The organism is Sphaerotilus montanus, assembly GCF_013410775.1.
GTDB lineage: Bacteria > Pseudomonadota > Gammaproteobacteria > Burkholderiales > Burkholderiaceae_C > Sphaerotilus > Sphaerotilus montanus.
Window position 1 is genome coordinate 4,143,981 of record NZ_JACCFH010000001.1, and the last position, 18,563, is coordinate 4,162,543.

General features: G+C 69.8%; 16 protein-coding genes. 9 read left to right on the top strand and 7 right to left on the bottom strand.

Translation table 11 applies throughout. The annotated features are described in order from the left end of the window. Positions 1-9: 9 nt before the first annotated feature. Positions 10-1,398: an FAD-dependent monooxygenase gene (locus tag BDD16_RS18850; RefSeq protein WP_179635359.1), complete on the bottom strand. Its 1,389-nt coding sequence runs from the start codon at positions 1,396-1,398 to the stop codon at positions 10-12. 159 nt (positions 1,399-1,557) lie between these two features. Between BDD16_RS18850 and BDD16_RS18855 the strand changes: the two genes are divergently transcribed. Together BDD16_RS18855 and BDD16_RS18860 are read left to right on the top strand one after the other, a co-directional pair. Continuing rightward, on the top strand, positions 1,558-2,070 hold the full coding sequence (locus BDD16_RS18855; protein WP_179635360.1) for an antitoxin Xre/MbcA/ParS toxin-binding domain-containing protein: 513 nt from the start codon (positions 1,558-1,560) through the stop codon (positions 2,068-2,070). Beyond that, entirely contained in the window at positions 2,067-2,543 is a 477-nt protein-coding gene (locus BDD16_RS18860; RefSeq protein ID WP_179635361.1) for an RES family NAD+ phosphorylase, read from the top strand. Before BDD16_RS18855 ends, BDD16_RS18860 begins: the two co-directional genes overlap by 4 nt. Before the next feature lie 139 nt (positions 2,544-2,682). Here the strand turns inward: BDD16_RS18860 and BDD16_RS18865 are convergent, their stop codons facing one another. Genes BDD16_RS18865 through BDD16_RS18885 form a run of 4 tightly spaced genes read right to left on the bottom strand, consistent with a single transcriptional unit; the run spans position 2,683 to position 7,845 of the window. Further along, entirely contained in the window at positions 2,683-3,150 is a 468-nt protein-coding gene (locus BDD16_RS18865) for a hydrogenase maturation protease (protein ID WP_179635362.1), read from the bottom strand. Next, the gene (locus BDD16_RS18870) at positions 3,147-4,679 is read right to left on the bottom strand and encodes a Ni/Fe hydrogenase subunit alpha (protein ID WP_179635363.1); all 1,533 of its coding nucleotides are present in this window, start codon (positions 4,677-4,679) and stop codon (positions 3,147-3,149) included. Before BDD16_RS18870 ends, BDD16_RS18865 begins: the two co-directional genes overlap by 4 nt. A 20-nt stretch (positions 4,680-4,699) precedes the next feature. After that, a complete protein-coding gene (locus BDD16_RS23115; protein WP_246332609.1) occupies positions 4,700-5,980 on the bottom strand; it encodes an NADH-quinone oxidoreductase subunit B family protein in 1,281 nt (426 codons plus the stop codon). After that, positions 5,977-7,845: an NAD(P)H-dependent oxidoreductase subunit E gene (locus BDD16_RS18885; protein WP_179635364.1), complete on the bottom strand. Its 1,869-nt coding sequence runs from the start codon at positions 7,843-7,845 to the stop codon at positions 5,977-5,979. Before BDD16_RS18885 ends, BDD16_RS23115 begins: the two co-directional genes overlap by 4 nt. Positions 7,846-8,051: 206 nt before the next feature. Here BDD16_RS18885 and BDD16_RS18890 point away from each other — a divergent pair, with 206 nt between their 5' ends. Continuing rightward, on the top strand, positions 8,052-9,170 hold the full coding sequence (locus BDD16_RS18890; RefSeq protein WP_179635365.1) for an S-(hydroxymethyl)glutathione dehydrogenase/class III alcohol dehydrogenase: 1,119 nt from the start codon (positions 8,052-8,054) through the stop codon (positions 9,168-9,170). 2 nt (positions 9,171-9,172) lie between these two features. Further along, a complete protein-coding gene (fghA, locus tag BDD16_RS18895) occupies positions 9,173-10,048 on the top strand; it encodes an S-formylglutathione hydrolase (protein WP_246332610.1) in 876 nt (291 codons plus the stop codon). 7 nt (positions 10,049-10,055) lie between these two features. On the opposite strand, the gene BDD16_RS18900 is transcribed toward fghA, so the two are convergent. Next, positions 10,056-10,958, bottom strand: coding sequence for an SMP-30/gluconolactonase/LRE family protein (locus BDD16_RS18900; protein ID WP_179635366.1), 903 nt, complete (start codon positions 10,956-10,958; stop codon positions 10,056-10,058). Then, on the bottom strand, positions 10,958-11,725 hold the full coding sequence (locus tag BDD16_RS18905) for an SDR family NAD(P)-dependent oxidoreductase (protein WP_179635367.1): 768 nt from the start codon (positions 11,723-11,725) through the stop codon (positions 10,958-10,960). Before BDD16_RS18905 ends, BDD16_RS18900 begins: the two co-directional genes overlap by 1 nt. Before the next feature lie 135 nt (positions 11,726-11,860). On the opposite strand from BDD16_RS18905, the gene BDD16_RS18910 reads away from it, so the two are divergent. From BDD16_RS18910 to mmsB, 5 genes are all read left to right on the top strand, one after another. Then, positions 11,861-13,603 (top strand): IlvD/Edd family dehydratase, encoded by a 1,743-nt coding sequence (locus tag BDD16_RS18910; RefSeq protein ID WP_179635368.1) that lies wholly within the window; start codon positions 11,861-11,863, stop codon positions 13,601-13,603. A 32-nt stretch (positions 13,604-13,635) separates the two neighbouring features. Then, positions 13,636-14,568 carry a dihydrodipicolinate synthase family protein gene (locus tag BDD16_RS18915; protein WP_179635369.1) on the top strand — a complete coding sequence of 311 codons (933 nt, stop codon included), beginning with the start codon at positions 13,636-13,638 and terminating at the stop codon, positions 14,566-14,568. A gap of 86 nt (positions 14,569-14,654) precedes the next feature. Continuing rightward, positions 14,655-15,728, top strand: a complete 1,074-nt coding sequence (chvE, locus tag BDD16_RS18920) for a multiple monosaccharide ABC transporter substrate-binding protein (protein ID WP_179635370.1) — start codon at positions 14,655-14,657, stop codon at positions 15,726-15,728. A 112-nt stretch (positions 15,729-15,840) separates the two neighbouring features. Then, positions 15,841-17,361, top strand: coding sequence for a multiple monosaccharide ABC transporter ATP-binding protein (gene mmsA / locus BDD16_RS18925; protein ID WP_179636242.1), 1,521 nt, complete (start codon positions 15,841-15,843; stop codon positions 17,359-17,361). Beyond that, positions 17,362-18,510: a multiple monosaccharide ABC transporter permease gene (mmsB, locus tag BDD16_RS18930; protein WP_179635371.1), complete on the top strand. Its 1,149-nt coding sequence runs from the start codon at positions 17,362-17,364 to the stop codon at positions 18,508-18,510. The last annotated feature ends 53 nt before the right edge of the window (positions 18,511-18,563 follow it).

The window sequence follows — 18,563 nt, forward strand, 5'->3', positions numbered from 1 at the left end:
TCTCGGCCCTCATGCGTCCACGAGCTGCCGCACGATCAGCGCCTTGACCGGCGGCAGCCGCTCGGCGAGGTGCAGCGTGGCCTGCCGCACCAGCCGGGCCGCGGGCCGGTCGTCGGTGAACAGGCGCACGATGGCGTTGGTGCCGTGGAAGATCCAGCGGGCGGTGTCGCGGTGTTCGCGGTCGTAGGCGGCCAGTGCGACGGGGTCGGCGGGGTCCGGCACCACGTCGCCCCGCGCACGCGCCTTGAGGTGGCGCGCCAGCGTCTCGGCGCTGTAGAGGCCAAGGTTGAAGCCGTGTGCGGTGACCGGGTGCATGCCGACCGCGGCGTCACCGACCAGTGCGACCCGGTCGGTGACCAGCCGCGGCGCCCAGGTCGCCACCAGCGGGTAGAGGTGTCGGCGCGATTCGTCGCCCGGCGCGGGGGTGAGGTCGCCGAGTTGCCCGCCGAGCCAGCCGGCCACCGTGTGCGCGTAGTCCTCGATCGGCTGGGCCATCCACTGCCGCGCCAGTTCGCTTGGCGCGGTGACGACGAAGGACGACTGGTGCAGCGGCCGGCCGGTGCCGTCGTCGGGCGCGTCGGCCAGCGGCAGCACCGCCAGTGTGTGGCCGAGGTGGAACGCCTCGCGGGCGACGGCGTCGTGCGGCCGGGTGTGGCGCAGGCGGCCGACGATGGCGCTGCGGCCGAAGTCGTGCAGGTCGGCGACGAGCCCGGCCATGCGGCGGGCGCCGGACAGCCGGCCGTCGGCAGCCACCAGCAGCGAGGCGCGCACCTGCCGCGGGCCGTCCGGACCGGCGAGCGTCACGGTCACGCCGTCGGCGTCGCGGCTGAAGTCCTCCAGGCGGGTGCGCTCGGAGACCGTGATGCGTTCGGGGAACTCGGTGCAGCGCTGCCACAGCGCGCGGCGCAGCGCGTTCTGCGACACCAGTGTGCCGAGCCGCTCGGCACTCGCCACCCCCGGCGCACCCGGGCCGATCAGGTCGCGCAGGATCGACGGCACCGGCAGGCGGGGCAGCGGTGGCAGCGGGAACGGCGGCTTGAACGGGAACGGCAGCGTGGAACGTGCATGCGACGCATCGAGGTGCAGCGACGCGGCTTGCCCGCCCGTGCTGACCGCGGCGGCGTGCAGCGGTGCGCGGGCCGCGGCCGGCAAGCGGTCCCAGACACCCCAGTCGCGCAGCAGCGCCTCGGTCCGGTGGGTCAGCGCGAGTTCTCGGCCGTCTGGCGGCGGATCGGCCAGCGTCGCGGCGTCCTGCGGATCGACCAGCCGCACGCGCAAGCCCAGCGGCGCCAGTGCCAGCGCGGTGGACAGGCCGGTCGGGCCGGCGCCAGCGATCAGCACGTCGACACAGTCGGGGGCGGGGGAAGCAGCGGAGTCAGGGGCGGTGGCGGCGGACACGGTTTGGCGGGGTGATTGAACGTCCGGTGATGGTGAGGGGGTGGACCGTGAACGGGCTTGTCCGCGGTCAAGTGCAGCCAACACCGTCGGTCGGCGTATAGTCCACAACAAGACTGCCTTCAGTCTCGTCATGGACGATCCCATGCAGGAGTTCACCGCATGACCGCACTGCACCCCGCCGCGCCCCCACCCGCCGCCACCGCCCACCGGCTCGCCTACCGCCCGACCCACGGCGTCGACGACTTCGTCCGGCAGATCGCCCAGGCCACACCGCTGGAGCTGGTCGAGATCGAGCGCCACGGCGTGGCCGGGATCTTCCTGAAAGACCTGTCCCGGCGCATGCAGATCCCGGCGACCCGCATGTTCACGATGCTCGGCGTGCCCAAGGCGACGGCGGAGAAGAAGTCGGCCGCGGGTGAATCCCTGAGCGGCAGTGGCGGACAGGCCGCGATCGGCGTGGCCCGGCTGCTGAGCATCGCGCAGGCGATCGTCAGCAACTCGACCGCGCCAGAGGCGGCCGATTTCGACGCGGCGAAGTGGCTCGGGCAGTGGCTCGAATGCCCGCAACCCGCACTCGGCGGGCGCAAGCCGGGTGACCTGATCGACACGCCGACGGGCATCGAGGTGGTGTCGCGGCTGCTGGGGGCGATCGAGAGTGGGGCGTACCAGTGATCCTGTGGCGCATCGCGGCGGACACGCGCCGCTACGCCGCCGATGACCTGAGCGGTGGTGGCGCGGCGGCCTACCCAGGGCGGTGGAACGACGAGCAGCAGCCGGTGCTCTACACCGCGCCGACGATCGCCATCGCCGTGCTCGAAACCGCGGCGCACCTGGATGACCACGGTTTGCCGCTGAACCGCTATCTGGTGCGGATCGACGTGCCGGAGGACGTGTGGGCGCGGCGCGAGACGCTGGACGTGGCCGCGCTGCCGGTGACGTGGGCGTCGATTCCGGCGGGGCGGGCCAGCGTGAAGATCGGGGCGGAGTGGCTCGCCTCGATGCGGTCAGCGGTGCTGCTGGTGCCGTCGGTGATCGTGCCGGAGGAGTCGGCGGCGCTGGTGAACACGCGGCATCCGCAGGCGCAGGGGCTGCGGGCGGGGATCGTGCGGCGGTTTGAGTACAACCGGTTGTTCAGGGCGGGGTGAACGATGCACTCTCGCTTGCCGTTCCCTGCTTGGCTTGATGGACCTCAGGGGAAAACAGACTGGCCAGTGCGCGGCCACCTGCGGCCCTGATCCGGGCGACCCGCGCGGCTGCAAGATCGCCGCGGCTGCGGTTCCAGGTCTAGGCAGACACGTCCCGGCACCACCGCCGCGCCTGCGCCACCGCCTCGACCAGCCGCGCCTCGGCCCCGGCGCTCAGGGCGTCCCCCAGTTCAAACCGATCCCCGGCCACGCTCAGCAGCCACACCGGCGGCACCGCCTGCGGCGTCCCGGTGTGCAGATCCAGACACAGTTGCAGCAGCGCCGCCGGGCTGAGCGCGTGGCTGGTCCAGCTCGCGTCCCGGCCCGGCCGCAGGCGCGTCAACTCAACGCCGGGCGCATGGTCCGCCCGGGCTGCATCGACGATCAGCACGCCCGGCCGCCCGACGAGGTCCAGCGCGTGTTCGGGCTGCAACTGGAACACCGGCAGGCATTCGAACGTCGCGTCCGGCAGCGCCTCGGCCTCCAGCGCGTCCAGCACGCAGTGACCGAGCGCATCGTCCCCGCGGCTCAGGTTGCCGATCCCGATGACCAGCGTGGGCAGCGTCACCGGTTGACCGCCTGCTCGACCCGCTCGATGCGCCCGTCGCCGTGGCGCAGCAGCCGGTCGCGCCGCTGGCCGTCTGCCGCCTGCAGATCGACCTCCAGCGGCATCTGCCCCAGCGCGTGCGTGGCGCAGGACAGGCATGGGTCGTAGGCGCGGATCGCCACCTCGATGCGGTTCAGCAGGCCTTCGGTCAGCGCGCGACCGTCGAAGTACTCGGCCGCGACCGAGCGCACCGCTTCGTTCATCGCCTGGTTGTTGTGCGTGGTCGAGACGATCAGGTTGCACTGCGTGATCAGGTCGTCGGCGCCGATGCGGTAGTGGTGGATCAGCGTGCCGCGCGGCGCCTCGATCATGCCGACGCCTTCGCGGTCGGGCGAGCCCGGCTCGACGCGCGGCAGCGGGGTGGCGATCGGGCCGGTGCGCAGCGCTTCGTCGTCGGTCAGCCGCTGCAGCAGGTCGGCGACGACTTCGAGCGAGTGCAGCATCTCGATCATCCGCGCCCAGTGCGTCGCCAGCACCGCATGCACGACCTGGCCCGACCAGCGCGCGAGGAACGCCTGGCGCCGCAGTTCAGCGCGCGGCGTGGTCAGCCGGTCCGCGTTCTGCACCCGCGCCAGCGGCCCGACCCGATACCAGCCGGCCTCGGTCCCGAGCGAGCGCAGGTGCGGGAACTTCATGTACGTCCACGGCCGCACTTCCTCGGCGATCACGTCCAGGTAGCGCCCGACCGGCACCTGGTCGAGCATCACCTCGCCTTGTGCGTCCCGCCAGCGCAGCGCGCCGTCGTAGAGGTCGAGCGCGCCGTCCGGCGCCACCAGCGACAGCATCGCTGCTGGCACGTCGCCAAAGTGGTCGTACAGCGCCGGGTCGCTCTCGTGCAGGCGCCGGACCAGATCGACTGCACCTTCTGCCCAGGCCAGCATCTGCGGCACCTCGGCCAGCAGCGCGGCGCATGCGGCGTGCTCCGGCCGCCGGTTCATGCCACCGGGGATGGCGCCGGTGCCGTGGATGCGCTTGCCAGCCGTCAGCTCGATCACCTGCTGGCCAAATCGACGCAGCAGCACCCCTTGGCGCGCAATGTCCGGGTGCGCCTGGGCGACGGCGAGGATGTGGCGCCGCGTCGGCTCGGCGTCGAAGCCGAACAGCAGGTCGGGCGACGAGAGGTGGAAGAAGTGCAGCGCGTGTGACTGCATGACCTGCGCGTGGTGCATCAGCCGGCGCAGCAGCTCGGCCAGCGGCGGTGCGGTCAGGCCCAGCGCCGCGTCGATCGCCTTGCACGCGGCCAGGTGGTGTGACACCGGGCAGATGCCGCACAGGCGCTGCACCATCACCGGCACCTCCCAGTACGGCCGGCCCTCGATGAAGCGCTCGAAGCCGCGGAACTCGACGATGTGCAGCCGGGCCTGTTGCACGCGGTCGTGGTCGTCGAGCAGCAGCGTGACCTTGCCGTGGCCTTCGACGCGGCTGACCGGATCGATCACGACGCGGCGCAGGCCTTCGGGATGGGCGGCGGTTTCCAGGCGCGTGGTCATGGTTTTCGGGCCATCCCGTGTCAGTCGTAGCGCAGTTCAGCGCGGGTCAGTTGCGGTGTGCGGCCATCGAGCAGCGCGGTCAGCAACTGCCAGATGGCGTCCGCGGTGGGCGGGCAGCCGGGCAGGACGTGGTCGATGCGCACCACCTCGTGCAGCGGATGGACATTCGCCAGCAGCAGCGGCAGCTCGGGGTCATCCGGAATCCGTGCCCCCGGTGACAGCCCGGGGTCGGTGAGGTAGACGGACTGCAGCAGGTCCTGTACGTCCAGCGCGTTGCGCTGCGCCGGCAGACCGCCATTCACCGCGCAGGCGCCCACGGCCACCAGCACCTTGCAGCGCGCACGGAATTCGCGCAGCACCTCGACGTTCTCGTTGTTGCACAGCCCACCCTCGATCAGGCCGATGTCGCAGTCGCCGAGGCTGCTGACGTGCTTGAGATCGGTCAGCGGCGAGCGGTCGAGTTCGACCACGTCGACCAGCGTCAGCAGCCGCTCGTCGGTGTCCAGCAGCGACATGTGGCAGCCGAAGCAGCCCGCCAGCGAGACGGTGGCGATGCGGGGCTTGCGCGGCGGCGGCACGCCAGGGGGGGCGACGGACGCAGGTTCTGGCCTTGCAGTGAAGGGTTCGGGCGACACGTCATGGGGCCGCTGCCCGATCGGGATGGCAAAGCCGATGCGCTTGGGCATCAGCGCGCCGGCCGGGCAGATGCGTGCGGCCAGGTCATTCAGGCGCAGCGTGCTGCTGCCGAGCCGGCCGTCGGGCGCATCGACGACCAGGTGCGCGCCGATGCCGTGGCCACCGATCTCGAACACGCCCTTGCCATCGACCTCGCGGCTGGCGCGCACGCACAGGCCGCACAGGATGCAGCGGTTGCGGTCGAGCAGCACGTCGGGGTGGCTCGCATCGACCGCGCGCGACGGGTAGAACTCCTCCCAGTGCGGGCCGAGCATGCCGGCGTCGTAGGCGGTGCCTTGCAGGTGGCACGACCCGCTTTTTTCGCACGACGGGCAGAAGTGGTTGCCTTCGACGAACAGCATCTGCAGCAGCGCGCGGCGGCGTGCCTGCAGGTCCGGCACCTCGCTCTCGACGACCTGCCCGGCGGCGGCCCGGGTCGCGCAGGCGGCACTCATGCGGCCGTCGACCCGCACGACGCACAGCCGGCACGACGCATGCGGCGCGAGCCCTTCGTGCCAGCACAGGTGCGGGATCGGCCGGCCGGCGCGCACGCTGGCCTGCATCAGCGTCTCGCCTTCGGTGAACGGCAGCGCGATGCCGTCGAGCAGGACCGGGGTGGGCGTCATGGCTGTCGAGGTTCCTGATCGAGGGGGTCGAGGCGGGTGGATGCCTCGGCTTCGGCGCGGCCGGCGGCCCTGCGGGCGGAGGCGAGTTCGGCGTCCAGGTGGAAGGCCGGGCTGAACGCATGGCCCTGCACCCGCCGTTCGTACGCGGGCCGGAAGCGCAGCAGCGTGTCGCGCAGCGGGTTGGTGGCGGTGGCACCCAGACCGCAGTGGGTGGCGCCGTGCAGCAAGGCCTCCAGTTCCGCCAGCTCGTCCGTGTCCGGCACCGAGCCGCGCCCGGCCGCCAGCTTGTCCATGCGCCGCCGCACCAGCTCGGTCCCGACCCGGCAGGGCGTACACAGGCCGCAGCTCTCGTGCGCGAAGAACTGCGAGTACCCACGCGCCACGTCGAACATGTCGCGGCTGTCGTCGAAGATGGTGAACGCACCCGCGGTCGGCACGTCCTCGAAGCCGAGGCGGCGGTCGAACTCGTGCGGCGCGAGGCACACGCCCGACGGGCCGCCGACCTGCACTGCCTGGGTGTTCTCAGCGCCGCAGGCTTGCAGCACCTCGCGCACTGTCACGCCAAACGGAAACTCGTAGACACCGGGCCGGGCGCAGTCACCGGCCACCGAATGCAGCTTGGTGCCGCTCGATTCGGCCGTGCCGATGCTGGCCCACCACGCGCCGCCGTGCACCACGATGCGCGCGATGGCGACGAAGGTCTCGACGTTGTTGACCACGGTCGGTTGGCGCAGGTAGCCGGACTCGACCGGGAAGGGCGGGCGGATGCGGGGCGTGCCGCGCTGGCCTTCGAGCGATTCGAGCAGCGCCGATTCCTCGCCGCAGACGTAGGCCCCGGCGCCCAGGTGGATCGCGATGTCGAAGTCAGGCCCGCCCAGCGCCACCAGCCCCGCCCCGAGCAGCCCGGCCGCGCGACGCTGCGCCAGCCGCGCCTCCAAGTCGTCGAGCAGCACGCGGTACTCGCCCCGCAGGTAGAGGAAGCCCAGCCTGGCGCCGAGCGTCACGGCCGCGGCGGTCATGCCGTCGAACAGCGCCTCGGCTTGTGTCATCAGCAGCGCCCGGTCCTTGAACGTGCCGGGCTCGCCTTCGTCGGCGTTGCAGACGACCACGCTGGTGCCACCAGCTGGAGTGGTGGCTGCGCGGGCGAGGCGCCACTTGGTCGCGGTCGAAAACCCCGCACCGCCACGGCCGCGCAATCGGGCGGTGGTCAGTTCGTCCAGCACACCGTCCGCGCCCCGCGCCAGCGCCGCCCGCACCGCACGGCCCGGTTCCTGGGGCGCCGTCTCGTCAAGCAGCACGCCGCGTCGCCGGATGTTCACGTCCAGCCGGAACCACTCGGGCGGCCACTGCGCCAGTGGCACATCCCGGCAGACCAGGTCGGCCAGCGCAGCCACCCGGGCCGCGTCCATGCGCGTGATGACCGCGTGGTGGTTGACGAGCAGCGCCGGCCCCTGGTCCGGCCAGCCGGTGCAGGAGGCGAAGTCCACCGACACCCGCCCGTCCGTGCCGACCTGCCCCGGCTCCAGCCACAGCAGCCGGCAGAGTTCGTGCGCCAGGTCGCGGCTGCCCAGGTGGCGGTCGCTGACCGCGTCGCTCCACAGCAGGTGCCAGCGCCCCACCGGCTCCAGATGAAGGAAGCGGTAGAAGCCGGCCACCGCCTCGACATGCGCCAGCGTGCAGCCCAGCCCGCCCGCGATGGCGGCCAGCACCGGGCGGGGCAGCCAACGGGTCTCGGCCTGCACCTCGCGCAGGATCTGCCCCAGTTGTTCCGGGCGGGACCGGTGGCGGCCGAGCACCCTCCGGACCACCTCCGGGGCGTCGGAAAGGGCAGCGGGCGACGGCAGAGACGGCGGGTCGTGGCGCATCGGGCCATTGTCCCGAGCTGCCGTCCAACCGGTGCAACGCACCGTGTCCCCCGCGCTTGGGGCTTGAGACAGCGCAATGTCAACTGCATCCGAGGTGTTCCGGGGGCTGAGATTCCCGGAGGGCGATGCAGGGTCGATGGCCTTACCATGAAGGCGATGGGCGTTTTCGCCGTTCTGCCGTTCCACCGTTTCTGGAGTTCACCGCAATGAAGACACGCGCCGCCGTCGCCTGGCAAGCAGGCCAGCCCCTGACCATCGAAACCGTGGACCTCGAAGGGCCGAAGTTCGGTGAGGTGCTCGTCGAGATCAAGGCCACCGGGATCTGCCACACCGACTACTACACGCTGTCGGGCGCCGACCCGGAAGGCCTGTTCCCGGCCATCCTCGGCCACGAAGGCGCGGGCGTAGTGGTCGACGTCGGCCCTGGCGTCACCTCGCTGCGCAAGGACGACCACGTCATCCCGCTCTACACGCCCGAGTGCCGCCAGTGCAAGTTCTGCCTGAGCCGCAAGACCAACCTGTGCCAGCTCATCCGCGGCACCCAGGGCAAGGGCTTGATGCCGGACGCCACCAGCCGCTTCTCGCTCGACGGCAAGCCCATCCTCCACTACATGGGCACGTCCACCTTCAGCAACTACATCGTCGTGCCCGAGATCGCGCTGGCCAAGATCCGCCCGGACGCGCCGTTCGACAAGGTCTGCTACATCGGCTGCGGTGTCACGACCGGCGTCGGCGCCGTGCTCTTCACGGCCAAGGTCGAGGCGGGGGCGAACGTTGTCGTCTTCGGGCTGGGCGGGATCGGGCTGAACGTGATCCAGGGCGCGAAGATGGTCGGCGCGGACAAGATCATCGGCGTCGACCTGAACCCGGCGCGCGAGGCGATGGCGCGCAAGTTCGGCATGACGCACTTCCTGAACCCGAAGGACATCGAAGCCGCGGGCGGCAATCTGGTGGACGCGATCGTGCAGCTCACCGATGGCGGCGCCGACTACAGCTTCGAGTGCATCGGCAACACCAAGGTGATGCGCCAGGCGCTCGAATGCACGCACAAGGGCTGGGGCCGCAGCATCATCATCGGTGTCGCGGAAGCGGGCGCCGAGATCTCGACGCGGCCGTTCCAGCTCGTCACCGGGCGCAAGTGGGAGGGCTCGGCCTTCGGTGGCGCGCGGGGCCGCACGGACGTGCCGAAGATCGTCGACTGGTACATGGACGGCAAGCTCAACATCGACGACCTGATCACCCACAAGCTGAAGCTCGACGACATCAACCGAGGCTTCGAGCTGATGAAGAGCGGCGAGTCGATCCGCTCGGTGGTGGAGTTCTGAGCATGTTCGACCGACTGGAGCTCCTCAGCGAGCACGGCTGTTTTGGCGGCGTGCAGCGGTTTTACAAGCACTTCTCCGGCGAGATCGGCCTGCCGATGCGCTTCGCGGTGTTCCTGCCGCGGCAGGCGCTGGCGGGCGAGCCGGTGCCGTTGCTGACCTTCCTGGCCGGGCTGACCTGCACGGAGGAAACCTTCACGATGAAGGCGGGGGCACAGCGCGCTGCTGCCGCGCACGGGCTGGCGCTGCTGATGCCCGACACCAGCCCGCGTGGTGCTGGCATCGTCTGCGAGGACCACCACTGGGACTTCGGCGTCGGCGCCGGCTTCTATCTGGACGCGACGCACGCACCGTGGGCGGGCCACTGGCGCATGGAGAGCTACCTGCTGCGCGAGCTGATCCCGGCGGTGGCGGCGCAGTTCGGGCTGGATGGCGGGCGGCTGGGCATCTCCGGGCACTCGATGGGCGGGCACGGCGCGCTGACGCTGGCGCTGCGGCATCCCGGTCGGTTCGCCAGCGTGTCGGCGTTCGCGCCGATCTGCGCGCCGTCGCAATGTCCGTGGGGCCACAAGGCCTTCACCGGCTACTTCGGGCAGGACGAATCCGTCTGGGGCGACCACGACGCGAGCGTGCTGATGGCGCGGCAGGAGGGCGCGCCGTACCCGGGCGGCCTCCTGATCGACCAGGGGCTGGCGGACAAGTTCTTGGCGGAACAGCTGCATCCGGAGGCCTTCGAGGCGGCCTGTGCCGCGGTCGGCCAGCCGCTGACGCTGCGGCGCCATGCGGGCTACGACCACGGTTACTACTTCATCGCCAGCGTCGTCGATGACCATGTGGCGCACCACGCGCGGGCATTGGTGCCGGCGCTGTCCGGCGGCTGACGCGACACTAGCTCCGGAACCGGTGCGGTGCCAGCCCCCGCCGCCCCGGCCGCAGCCTGAACACCCCGCCCGCTGCCGGCTCTCCGTGCAGTTCCTCCGCCGTGACCCCCGCCCGTGCCGAGGTCACGAACAGCTCGTCCATCCCCGCCCCGCCGAACACCGGGCAGGTGATCTGGCTCGCCGGCAAGGCCAGCCGGTCCGTCTCGCGCCCGTCCGTGTCGTAGCGCACGACGCAGTGTCCGCGCCACTGTGCACTCCACAGCCCGCCCTCGGCATCGACCGTCGCGCCATCCGGAAACCCTTCGTGCGCCCCGAGCTGCACGAACGGCCGCGGCGCGCCCAGCCGCCCGTCGGCGTGGTAGTCGACGCACCAGATCTGCCGTGTCGGCGAGTCGGTGAAGTACATCCGCGTGCCGTCCGGGCTGAAGGCGAGGCTGTTGGCGACGCCGATCTTCGGCAGCGGCAGGCGCTCCACGTGCAGCGCCCCGGCCGTGCAGGCGATGCGGTAGAAATGGCCGATCGGCGCCTCGTCCGCCGTCTGGTTGTAGATGCCGACCACGAAACGCCCCTGCGGATCGCAGCGGCCGTCGTTGAGCCGGGTGGTGACGTGCTCGGGCTCGACCGGCACGATCGGCGTCAGCAGCGCGCCGCGCGCCAGATCGAACAGCGCCACGCCCGATTCCAGCGCCAGGAGCAGCCGCCCCGGCGCATCACAGAACGCGAAGCTGCCGAGCCGCTCCGGCAACTGCCACACGCGCACCGCACCGTCCGCCGCACGCCAGCGGCTGAGGGTCGCGGACTGGATGTCGGTCCAGTACAGCGCCTGCTCGACCGGGCACCACAGCGGGCCTTCGCCGAGGCGGGCCTGTGCATCGACCAGCAGTTCCGCCTGGGGTTGGTCCGGCGCCATCACACGATCCCCGCATCGACCTGAAAGTCATGCGCCGTGCACAGCGCGCTGTCGTCCGCCGCCAGGAACAGCGCCATGCGGGCGATGTCCGCCGGCATCAGCGGCTGGTCGATGCACTGCAGGCGCGCGATGTCGGCGCGCGCCGCGTCGTCCACCCACAGGCGCAGCTGCTTGTCCGTCATCACCCAGCCCGGCACGAGCGTGTTGACGCGGATGTTGAAGCGCCCCAGATCCCGCGCCAGCCCGCGGGTGAGGCCCTGCACCGCCGCCTTCGACGCGGTGTAGGCCGGCATGCCGCCCTGCTTGAGCATCCAGCTGATCGAACCGAAGTTGACGATCGAGCCGCCACCCGCCGCCTGCATCCCCGGCGCCACGGCCTGCGCGGCAAAGAACTGGTGCTTCAGGTTGACCGCCACGCCCTGGTCCCAGGAGGCCGAGGTGGTCGATTCGATGCTGTGGCGCACGTCGTTGGCGGCGTTGTTCAGCAGCGCCAGGACCGGCCCGCACGCGGCGGCGACCGTGGCGATGGCCGCCTGCAGCGCGTCGATGTCGGTCAGGTCGGCGTGGACGAAGACGGGCGCGTGGCGGGAGGCGGGTGCCAGCTCGGCGGCCAGCGCTGCGCCGGAGGCGGCATCCAGATCGATGAAGCCGACCCGCGCGCCCTGCGCGGCGAACTCGCGCACGAGCGTGGCGCCGATGCCGGTGGCGCCGCCGGTGATGAGCACCGAACGGTCGGTCAGGCTGGGATAGGTGGCGTAGCGGGTCATGGGAAGAGGTGGCGTTGAAGACATGTAGTCATACTAAATTTGCTCGTGAACCCTGCATTGAGGGTTTTTACCGGGAGCCATTGAAATAAAGTCATACTTTAATTCGGGCACTGTCACTCCTGAGTCTCGATTGCCATGACGTCGTCTCCCCGCAAGCTCCGCTCCGCCGAATGGTTCGGCACCGTGGACAAGAACGGCTTCATGTACCGCAGCTGGATGAAGAACCAGGGCATCCCGGACCACGAATTCCAGGGCAAGCCCATCATCGGCATCTGCAACACCTGGTCCGAGCTGACGCCCTGCAATGCCCACTTCCGCGAGCTGGCCGAGCGCGTGCGGCGCGGGGTGTTCGAGGCGGGGGGCTACCCGGTCGAGTTCCCGGTGTTCAGCAACGGCGAGTCCAATCTGCGCCCCACGGCGATGTTCACGCGCAATCTGGCGAGCATGGACGTCGAGGAGGCCATTCGCGGCAACCCGATCGACGCGGTGGTGCTGATGGTCGGCTGCGACAAGACGACACCGGCGCTGCTGATGGGCGCGGCGAGCTGCGACGTGCCGGCGATCGCCGTGTCGGGCGGGCCGATGCTCAACGGCAAGCACCAGGGCCGCAACATCGGCTCGGGCACCGCCGTGTGGCAGCTCTCCGAGCAGGTCAAGGCGGGCACGATCTCGATCCACGAATTCATGTCGGCCGAGGCGGGCATGTCGCGCTCGGCGGGCACCTGCAACACGATGGGCACGGCCTCCACGATGGCGTGCATGGCCGAGGCGCTGGGCGTCACGCTGCCGCACAACGCGGCGATTCCGGCGGTGGATGCGCGGCGCTCGGTGCTGGCGCACCTGTCCGGGATGCGCATCGTCGAGATGGCGCTGCAGGGCCTCACGCTGTCGAAACTGCTGACGCGCGAGGCCTTCGAGAACGCGATCCGCGTCAATGCGGCCATCGGTGGTTCGACCAACGCGGTGATCCACCTGAAGGCGATCGCCGGGCGCATCGGCGTCGAGCTGGCGCTGGAGGACTGGACCCGCGTCGGCCGCGGCACGCCCACCATCGTCGATCTGCAGCCCTCCGGACGCTTCCTGATGGAAGAGTTCCACGACGCGGGTGGTCTGCCGGCCGTGCTGCGCCGGCTGGGCGAAGCGGGCCTGCTGCCACACCCGGACGCGCTCACCGCCAACGGCCGCACGCTGTGGCAGAACGTGCAGGACGCGCCGCTCTGGAACGACGAGGTGATCCGCCCGCTGGACAAGCCGCTGGTGGCGGACGGCGGCATCTGTATCCTGCGCGGCAACCTGGCGCCGCGCGGCGCGGTGCTCAAGCCGTCGGCGGCGTCCGCGCACCTGCTGCAGCACCGGGGCAGGGCGGTCGTGTTCGAGAACCTCGAAGACTACAAGGCGCGCATCGCCGATCCGGCGCTGGAGGTCGATGCCGACTCGGTGCTGGTGCTGAAGAACTGCGGTCCCCAGGGCTACCCCGGCATGGCCGAGGTCGGCAACATGGGCCTGCCGCCCAAGCTGCTGGCGCAGGGCGTGACCGACATGGTCCGGCTGTCGGATGCCCGCATGAGCGGCACGGCCTACGGCACCGTGGTGCTGCACGTCGCGCCGGAAGCGCGTGCCGGCGGGCCGCTGGCGGTGGTGCAGAGCGGCGACTGGATCGCGCTGGACTGCGCCGGTGGCCGGCTGCACCTGGAGGTGTCGGACGAGGAGCTGCAGGCGCGTCTGGCCGTCTGGGCCGAGACGCGCCAGGCCATTCCGGCCGATGGCAGCGGCTACCGCAAGCTCTACGTCGAGCATGTGCTGCAGGCCGACGAAGGCTGCGATTTCGATTTCCTGGTCGGGTGCCGCGGGGCCGAGGTGCCGCGCCACTCGCATTGAGTGCGCGCTGTCCGCGCATGGAGACTGCACCGATGACGTTTTCCGCCCGCAATCCCCGCCATGTCGGCGTCTTCCCGGTCGTGCCGACCACCTTCACCGCGTCCGGCGAGCTGGACCTGCCGAGCCAGCTGCGCTGCGTCGATTTCATGATCGACGCCGGCTCGAACGGCCTGTGCATCCTGGCGAACTTCTCCGAGCAGTTCGTGCTCTCGGACGCCGAGCGCGAGACGCTGACCAGCGCGATCCTGGCGCACGTCGCCGGCCGCGTGCCGGTGATCGTGACGACGACGCACTTCAGCTCCCGCATCTGCGCCGAGCGCAGCCGCCGCGCGCAGGACCAGGGCGCCGCGATGGTGATGGTCATGCCGCCGTACCACGGCGCGACGCTGCGGGTGTCGGAGGCGCAGATCCACGCCTTCTACCGCACGGTCTCGCACGCGATCGACATCCCCATCATGGTCCAGGACGCGCCGATCAGCGGCACGCCGATGTCGGCCGAGTTCCTGGCCCGCATGGCGCAGGAGATCGCGCAGGTGTCGTATTTCAAGATCGAGACGGCCGGGGCGGCGTCCAAGCTGCGCGAGCTGATCCGCCTGGGTGGCGACGCCGTGGAAGGCCCCTGGGACGGCGAGGAGGCGATCACGCTGCTGCCGGATCTGGACGCCGGCGCCACCGGCGCGATGACGGGCGGCGCCTATCCGGACGGCATCCGCCTGATCGTCGATGCCTACCGCGCAGGTCGCCGCGAAGAGGCGGTGGCGCTCTACACGCAGTGGCTGCCGCTCATCAATTTCGAGAACCGCCAGTGCGGCCTGCTGGCCTGCAAGGCGCTGATGCAGGAGGGCGGCGTGATCGCCTGCGAGGCGCCGCGCCACCCGCTGCCCGCGATGCATCCCGACACCCGCGCCGGTCTGATCGAGACGGCGCGCCGGCTCGATCCGCTGGTGCTGCGCTGGGGCCGCTGAGGTTCAGGCTCTGACGTTCTGACGCTGACCGATTTCAACCCGCCGAGCCCGGATGGCTCCAGTTCGATTCCCCACAGGAGACAACGATGAACCGCAAACTGATGCTCAAGACGACGCTCGCCACCGGACTGGTCGCAGCCTTCGCACTGACTGGCACGGCCTACGCCCAGGACAAGGGCAGCGTCGGCGTGTCGATGCCGACCAAGTCCTCTGCACGCTGGATCTCGGATGGCGACAGCATGGTCAAGGTGCTGAAGGACAAGGGCTACAAGGCCGACCTGCAGTACGCCGACGACGACATCCCGAACCAGCTCGCCCAGATCGAGAACATGGTCACCAAGGGCGTCAAGGTGCTGGTGATCGCCGCCATCGACGGCACCACGCTGTCGAACGCGCTGCAGAAAGCGGCCGACAAGGGCGTCAAGGTCATCGCCTACGACCGCCTGATCAAGGGCAGCAAGAACGTCGACTACTACGCCACCTTCGACAACTTCCAGGTCGGCGTGCTGCAGGCCGGTTCGCTGGTCAAGGCGCTGAACCTGGCCGGTGGCAAGGGTCCGTTCAACATCGAGCTGTTCGGCGGCTCGCCGGACGACAACAACGCCTTCTTCTTCTACGACGGCGCGATGTCGGTGCTCAAGCCCTACATCGACAGCGGCAAGCTGGTGGTGCGCTCCAAGCAGATGGGCATGGACAAGGTCGGCACGCTGCGCTGGGACGGTGCCGTCGCCCAGGCCCGCATGGACAACCTGCTCAGCGCCTACTACGGCAACGCCCGCGTGGACGCCGTGCTGTCGCCGTACGACGGCCTGAGCATCGGCATCCTGTCCTCGCTGAAGGGCGTCGGCTACGGCACGCCGAAGCAGCCGTACCCGTTCGTCTCGGGCCAGGACGCGGAAGTCGCCTCGGTCAAGTCCATGCTGCGCGGCGAGCAGTACTCGACCGTGTTCAAGGACACCCGCGAGCTGGCCAAGGTCACCGGCGGCATGATCGATGCGATGCTCAGCGGCAAGAAGGTCGAGATCAACGACACCAAGACCTACAACAACGGGGTCAAGGTGGTGCCGTCCTACCTGCTCAAGCCGGTCAGCGTGGATGTGTCGAACTGGAAGCCGATCCTGATCGACAGCGGCTACTACAAGGAAAGCCAGATCAAGTAAGGCGAAGGTGGCTGCCGTGCGTGGGTTCCCGCTTGCGCGGGAATGACGGCGGCGTGCTCTCTTCCATCCACTCCATCGCACGAAGGCGCGCACTGTGTCCACGATTCTGGAGATGCGCGGCATCACCAAGCAGTTCCCGGGCGTCAAGGCGCTCGACAACGTCAACCTGCGCGTGCAGGCGGGCGAGATCCACGCCGTGGTGGGCGAGAACGGCGCCGGCAAGTCCACGCTGATGAAGGTGCTCAGCGGCGTCTATCCGCACGGCAGCTACAGCGGCGAGATCGTCTTCGACGGCCAGCCGCGTGCCTTCTCGGGCATCGCCGACAGCGAGCACCTCGGCATCATCATCATCCACCAGGAGCTGGCGCTGGTGCCGCTGCTGTCGATCGCCGAGAACATCTTCCTCGGCAACGAGCCCTCGCGTTACGGCGTGATCGACTGGCAGGCCTGCCACACCCGCACCCGCGCGCTGCTGGACAAGGTCGGCCTGGCCGAGTCGCCGACGACGCTGATCGACGACCTCGGTGTGGGCAAGCAGCAGCTGGTCGAGATCGCCAAGGCGCTCAGCAAGGAGGTGAAGCTGCTCATCCTCGACGAGCCCACCGCCAGCCTGAACGAGACCGACAGCGACGCCCTGCTGAACCTGCTGCTCGACCTGCAGCGCCAGGGCATCGCCTGCATCCTCATCTCGCACAAGCTCAACGAGATCGCCAAGGTGGCGGACGCCGTGACGGTGCTGCGCGACGGGGCGACGGTGCACAGCCTGGAGTGCCGCGAGGCGCCGGTCAGCGAGGACGTGATCATCCGCCACATGGTCGGCCGCGAGATGGCCGACCGCTATCCGCGCCGCACGCCGGACATCGGCGAGACCGTGTTCGAGGTGCGCGACTGGACCGTGCACCACCCGCTGCACGCCGACCGCCAGGTGGTCAAGGGCGTGCACCTCACCGCCCGGCGCGGCGAGATCGTCGGCATCGCCGGCCTGATGGGCGCCGGCCGCACGGAGCTGGCGATGAGCGTGTTCGGGCGCTCCTACGGGCAGCGCATCCGCGGGCAGGTGCTGGTCCAGGGTCAGCCGGTCGACGTCAGCACGATCCAGAAGGCCATCGACCACGGCATCGCCTACGTCACCGAGGACCGCAAGGGCTACGGCCTGGTGCTGGAGCACGGCATCGACCACAACATCACGCTGGCGCACCTGCCCGGCGTGTCGCGCCACGGCGTGATCGACGCGGGCCGCGAGTTCACCGTCGCCAACGAGTACCGCCGCGCGCTGGGCATCCGCTGCTCGGACGTCTACCAGACGGTGGGCAACCTCTCCGGCGGCAACCAGCAGAAGGTGGTGCTGAGCAAGTGGCTGTTCTCGCAGCCGCAGGTGCTCATCCTCGACGAGCCGACCCGCGGCATCGACGTGGGCGCCAAGTTCGAGATCTACAGCCTCATGGCAGGGCTGGCCGCCGAAGGGCGCTGCATCGTGATGATCTCGTCGGAGATGCCCGAGCTGCTCGGCATGTGCGACCGGATCTACGTGATGAACGAAGGGCGCTTTGTCGCCGAATTCACCGCCGCCGAGGCGAGTCAGGAAAAGATCATGCGATCGATCGTGTCGGCGGTTTCGCCGGGAGTGCGCTGAATGGAAGCCCTGAAGAACAACCTCCGCGAGTACGGGATGCTGATGTCCCTGATCGCCATCATGGCCTTCTTCCAGGTCATGACCGACGGCACGCTGATGCAGCCGCTCAACCTCACCAACCTGATCCTGCAGAACAGCTACATCGTCATCATGGCGCTGGGCATGCTGCTGGTGATCGTGGCCGGGCACATCGACCTGTCGGTCGGCTCGGTGGTGGGCTTCATCGGGGCGCTGGCCGCCGTGCTGATGGTGCAATACAACTGGCATTTCGTGCCGGCCACGCTGGTGTGCCTCGTCTGCGGCGGCCTGATCGGCGCGGCGCAGGGCTGGTTCGTCGCCTTCATGAAGATCCCGTCCTTCATCGTCACGCTGGCGGGGATGCTGGTGTTCAAGGGCCTGAGCCTGGCGCTGCTGCAGGGGCAGTCGGTCGGGCCCTTCCCGGACACCTTCCAGCTCCTCAGCTCGGGCTTCATCCCCGACGTGTTCGAGGGCGAGACGCTGCGGGTGACCTCGCTGGTGATCGGGCTGGCGCTGGCCGTGGGGCTGACCTGGCTGAAGGTGCGCGAACGCGCGCAGCAGGCCGCACACGGCATGGCGAGCGAGCCGCTGGTCTTCTTCGCCGGCAAGAACCTGGTGTTCGTCGGGCTGATCGTGCTGTTCGCCTACCTGCTGTCCACCTACAAGGGCCTGCCGAACGTGCTGATCATCATGGCGCTGCTGATGGCGCTGTTCGACTTCGTGACGCAGCGCACCGTCATCGGCCGGCGCCTCTACGCGCTCGGCGGCAACGAGAAGGCAGCGCGGCTGTCGGGCATCAAGACCGACCGGCTGTCGTTCTGGGCCTTCGTGAACATGGGCGTGCTGGCGGCGCTGGCGGGGCTGGTGTTCGCGGCGCGGCTCAACACGGCCACGCCCAAGGCGGGTCTCGGCTTCGAGCTGGACGTGATCGCGGCGTGTTTCATCGGCGGCGCGTCGGCCTCCGGCGGGGTGGGCAAGGTGCTGGGGGCGGTGATCGGCGCCTTTATCATGGGCGTGATGAACAACGGCATGTCCATCATCGGCATCGGCATCGACTACCAGCAGGTCATCAAGGGTCTGGTGCTGCTTGCTGCGGTCTTCGTGGACGTGTACAACAAGAAGAAGGGATGAGGTGAAACCACCGTTTGCCGATCCGCACTACCGCGAGCCACCCGACCGCAAGA

Bases quoted from the DNA above. Each gene is read 5' to 3' on its own strand.
- BDD16_RS18890 (WP_179635365.1), top strand. From the start codon at position 8,052: ATGAAGACACGCGCCGCCGTCGCCTGGCAAGCAGGCCAGCCCCTGACC.
- BDD16_RS23115 (WP_246332609.1), bottom strand. From the start codon at position 5,980: ATGACGCCCACCCCGGTCCTGCTCGACGGCATCGCGCTGCCGTTCACC.
- BDD16_RS18855 (WP_179635360.1), top strand. From the start codon at position 1,558: ATGACCGCACTGCACCCCGCCGCGCCCCCACCCGCCGCCACCGCCCAC.
- BDD16_RS18870 (WP_179635363.1), bottom strand. From the start codon at position 4,679: ATGACCACGCGCCTGGAAACCGCCGCCCATCCCGAAGGCCTGCGCCGC.
- fghA (WP_246332610.1), top strand. From the start codon at position 9,173: ATGTTCGACCGACTGGAGCTCCTCAGCGAGCACGGCTGTTTTGGCGGC.
- chvE (WP_179635370.1), top strand. From the start codon at position 14,655: ATGAACCGCAAACTGATGCTCAAGACGACGCTCGCCACCGGACTGGTC.
- BDD16_RS18900 (WP_179635366.1), bottom strand. From the start codon at position 10,958: ATGGCGCCGGACCAACCCCAGGCGGAACTGCTGGTCGATGCACAGGCC.
- BDD16_RS18885 (WP_179635364.1), bottom strand. From the start codon at position 7,845: ATGCGCCACGACCCGCCGTCTCTGCCGTCGCCCGCTGCCCTTTCCGAC.
- BDD16_RS18905 (WP_179635367.1), bottom strand. From the start codon at position 11,725: ATGACCCGCTACGCCACCTATCCCAGCCTGACCGACCGTTCGGTGCTC.
- mmsB (WP_179635371.1), top strand. From the start codon at position 17,362: ATGGAAGCCCTGAAGAACAACCTCCGCGAGTACGGGATGCTGATGTCC.
- mmsA (WP_179636242.1), top strand. From the start codon at position 15,841: ATGCGCGGCATCACCAAGCAGTTCCCGGGCGTCAAGGCGCTCGACAAC.
- BDD16_RS18910 (WP_179635368.1), top strand. From the start codon at position 11,861: ATGACGTCGTCTCCCCGCAAGCTCCGCTCCGCCGAATGGTTCGGCACC.
- BDD16_RS18915 (WP_179635369.1), top strand. From the start codon at position 13,636: ATGACGTTTTCCGCCCGCAATCCCCGCCATGTCGGCGTCTTCCCGGTC.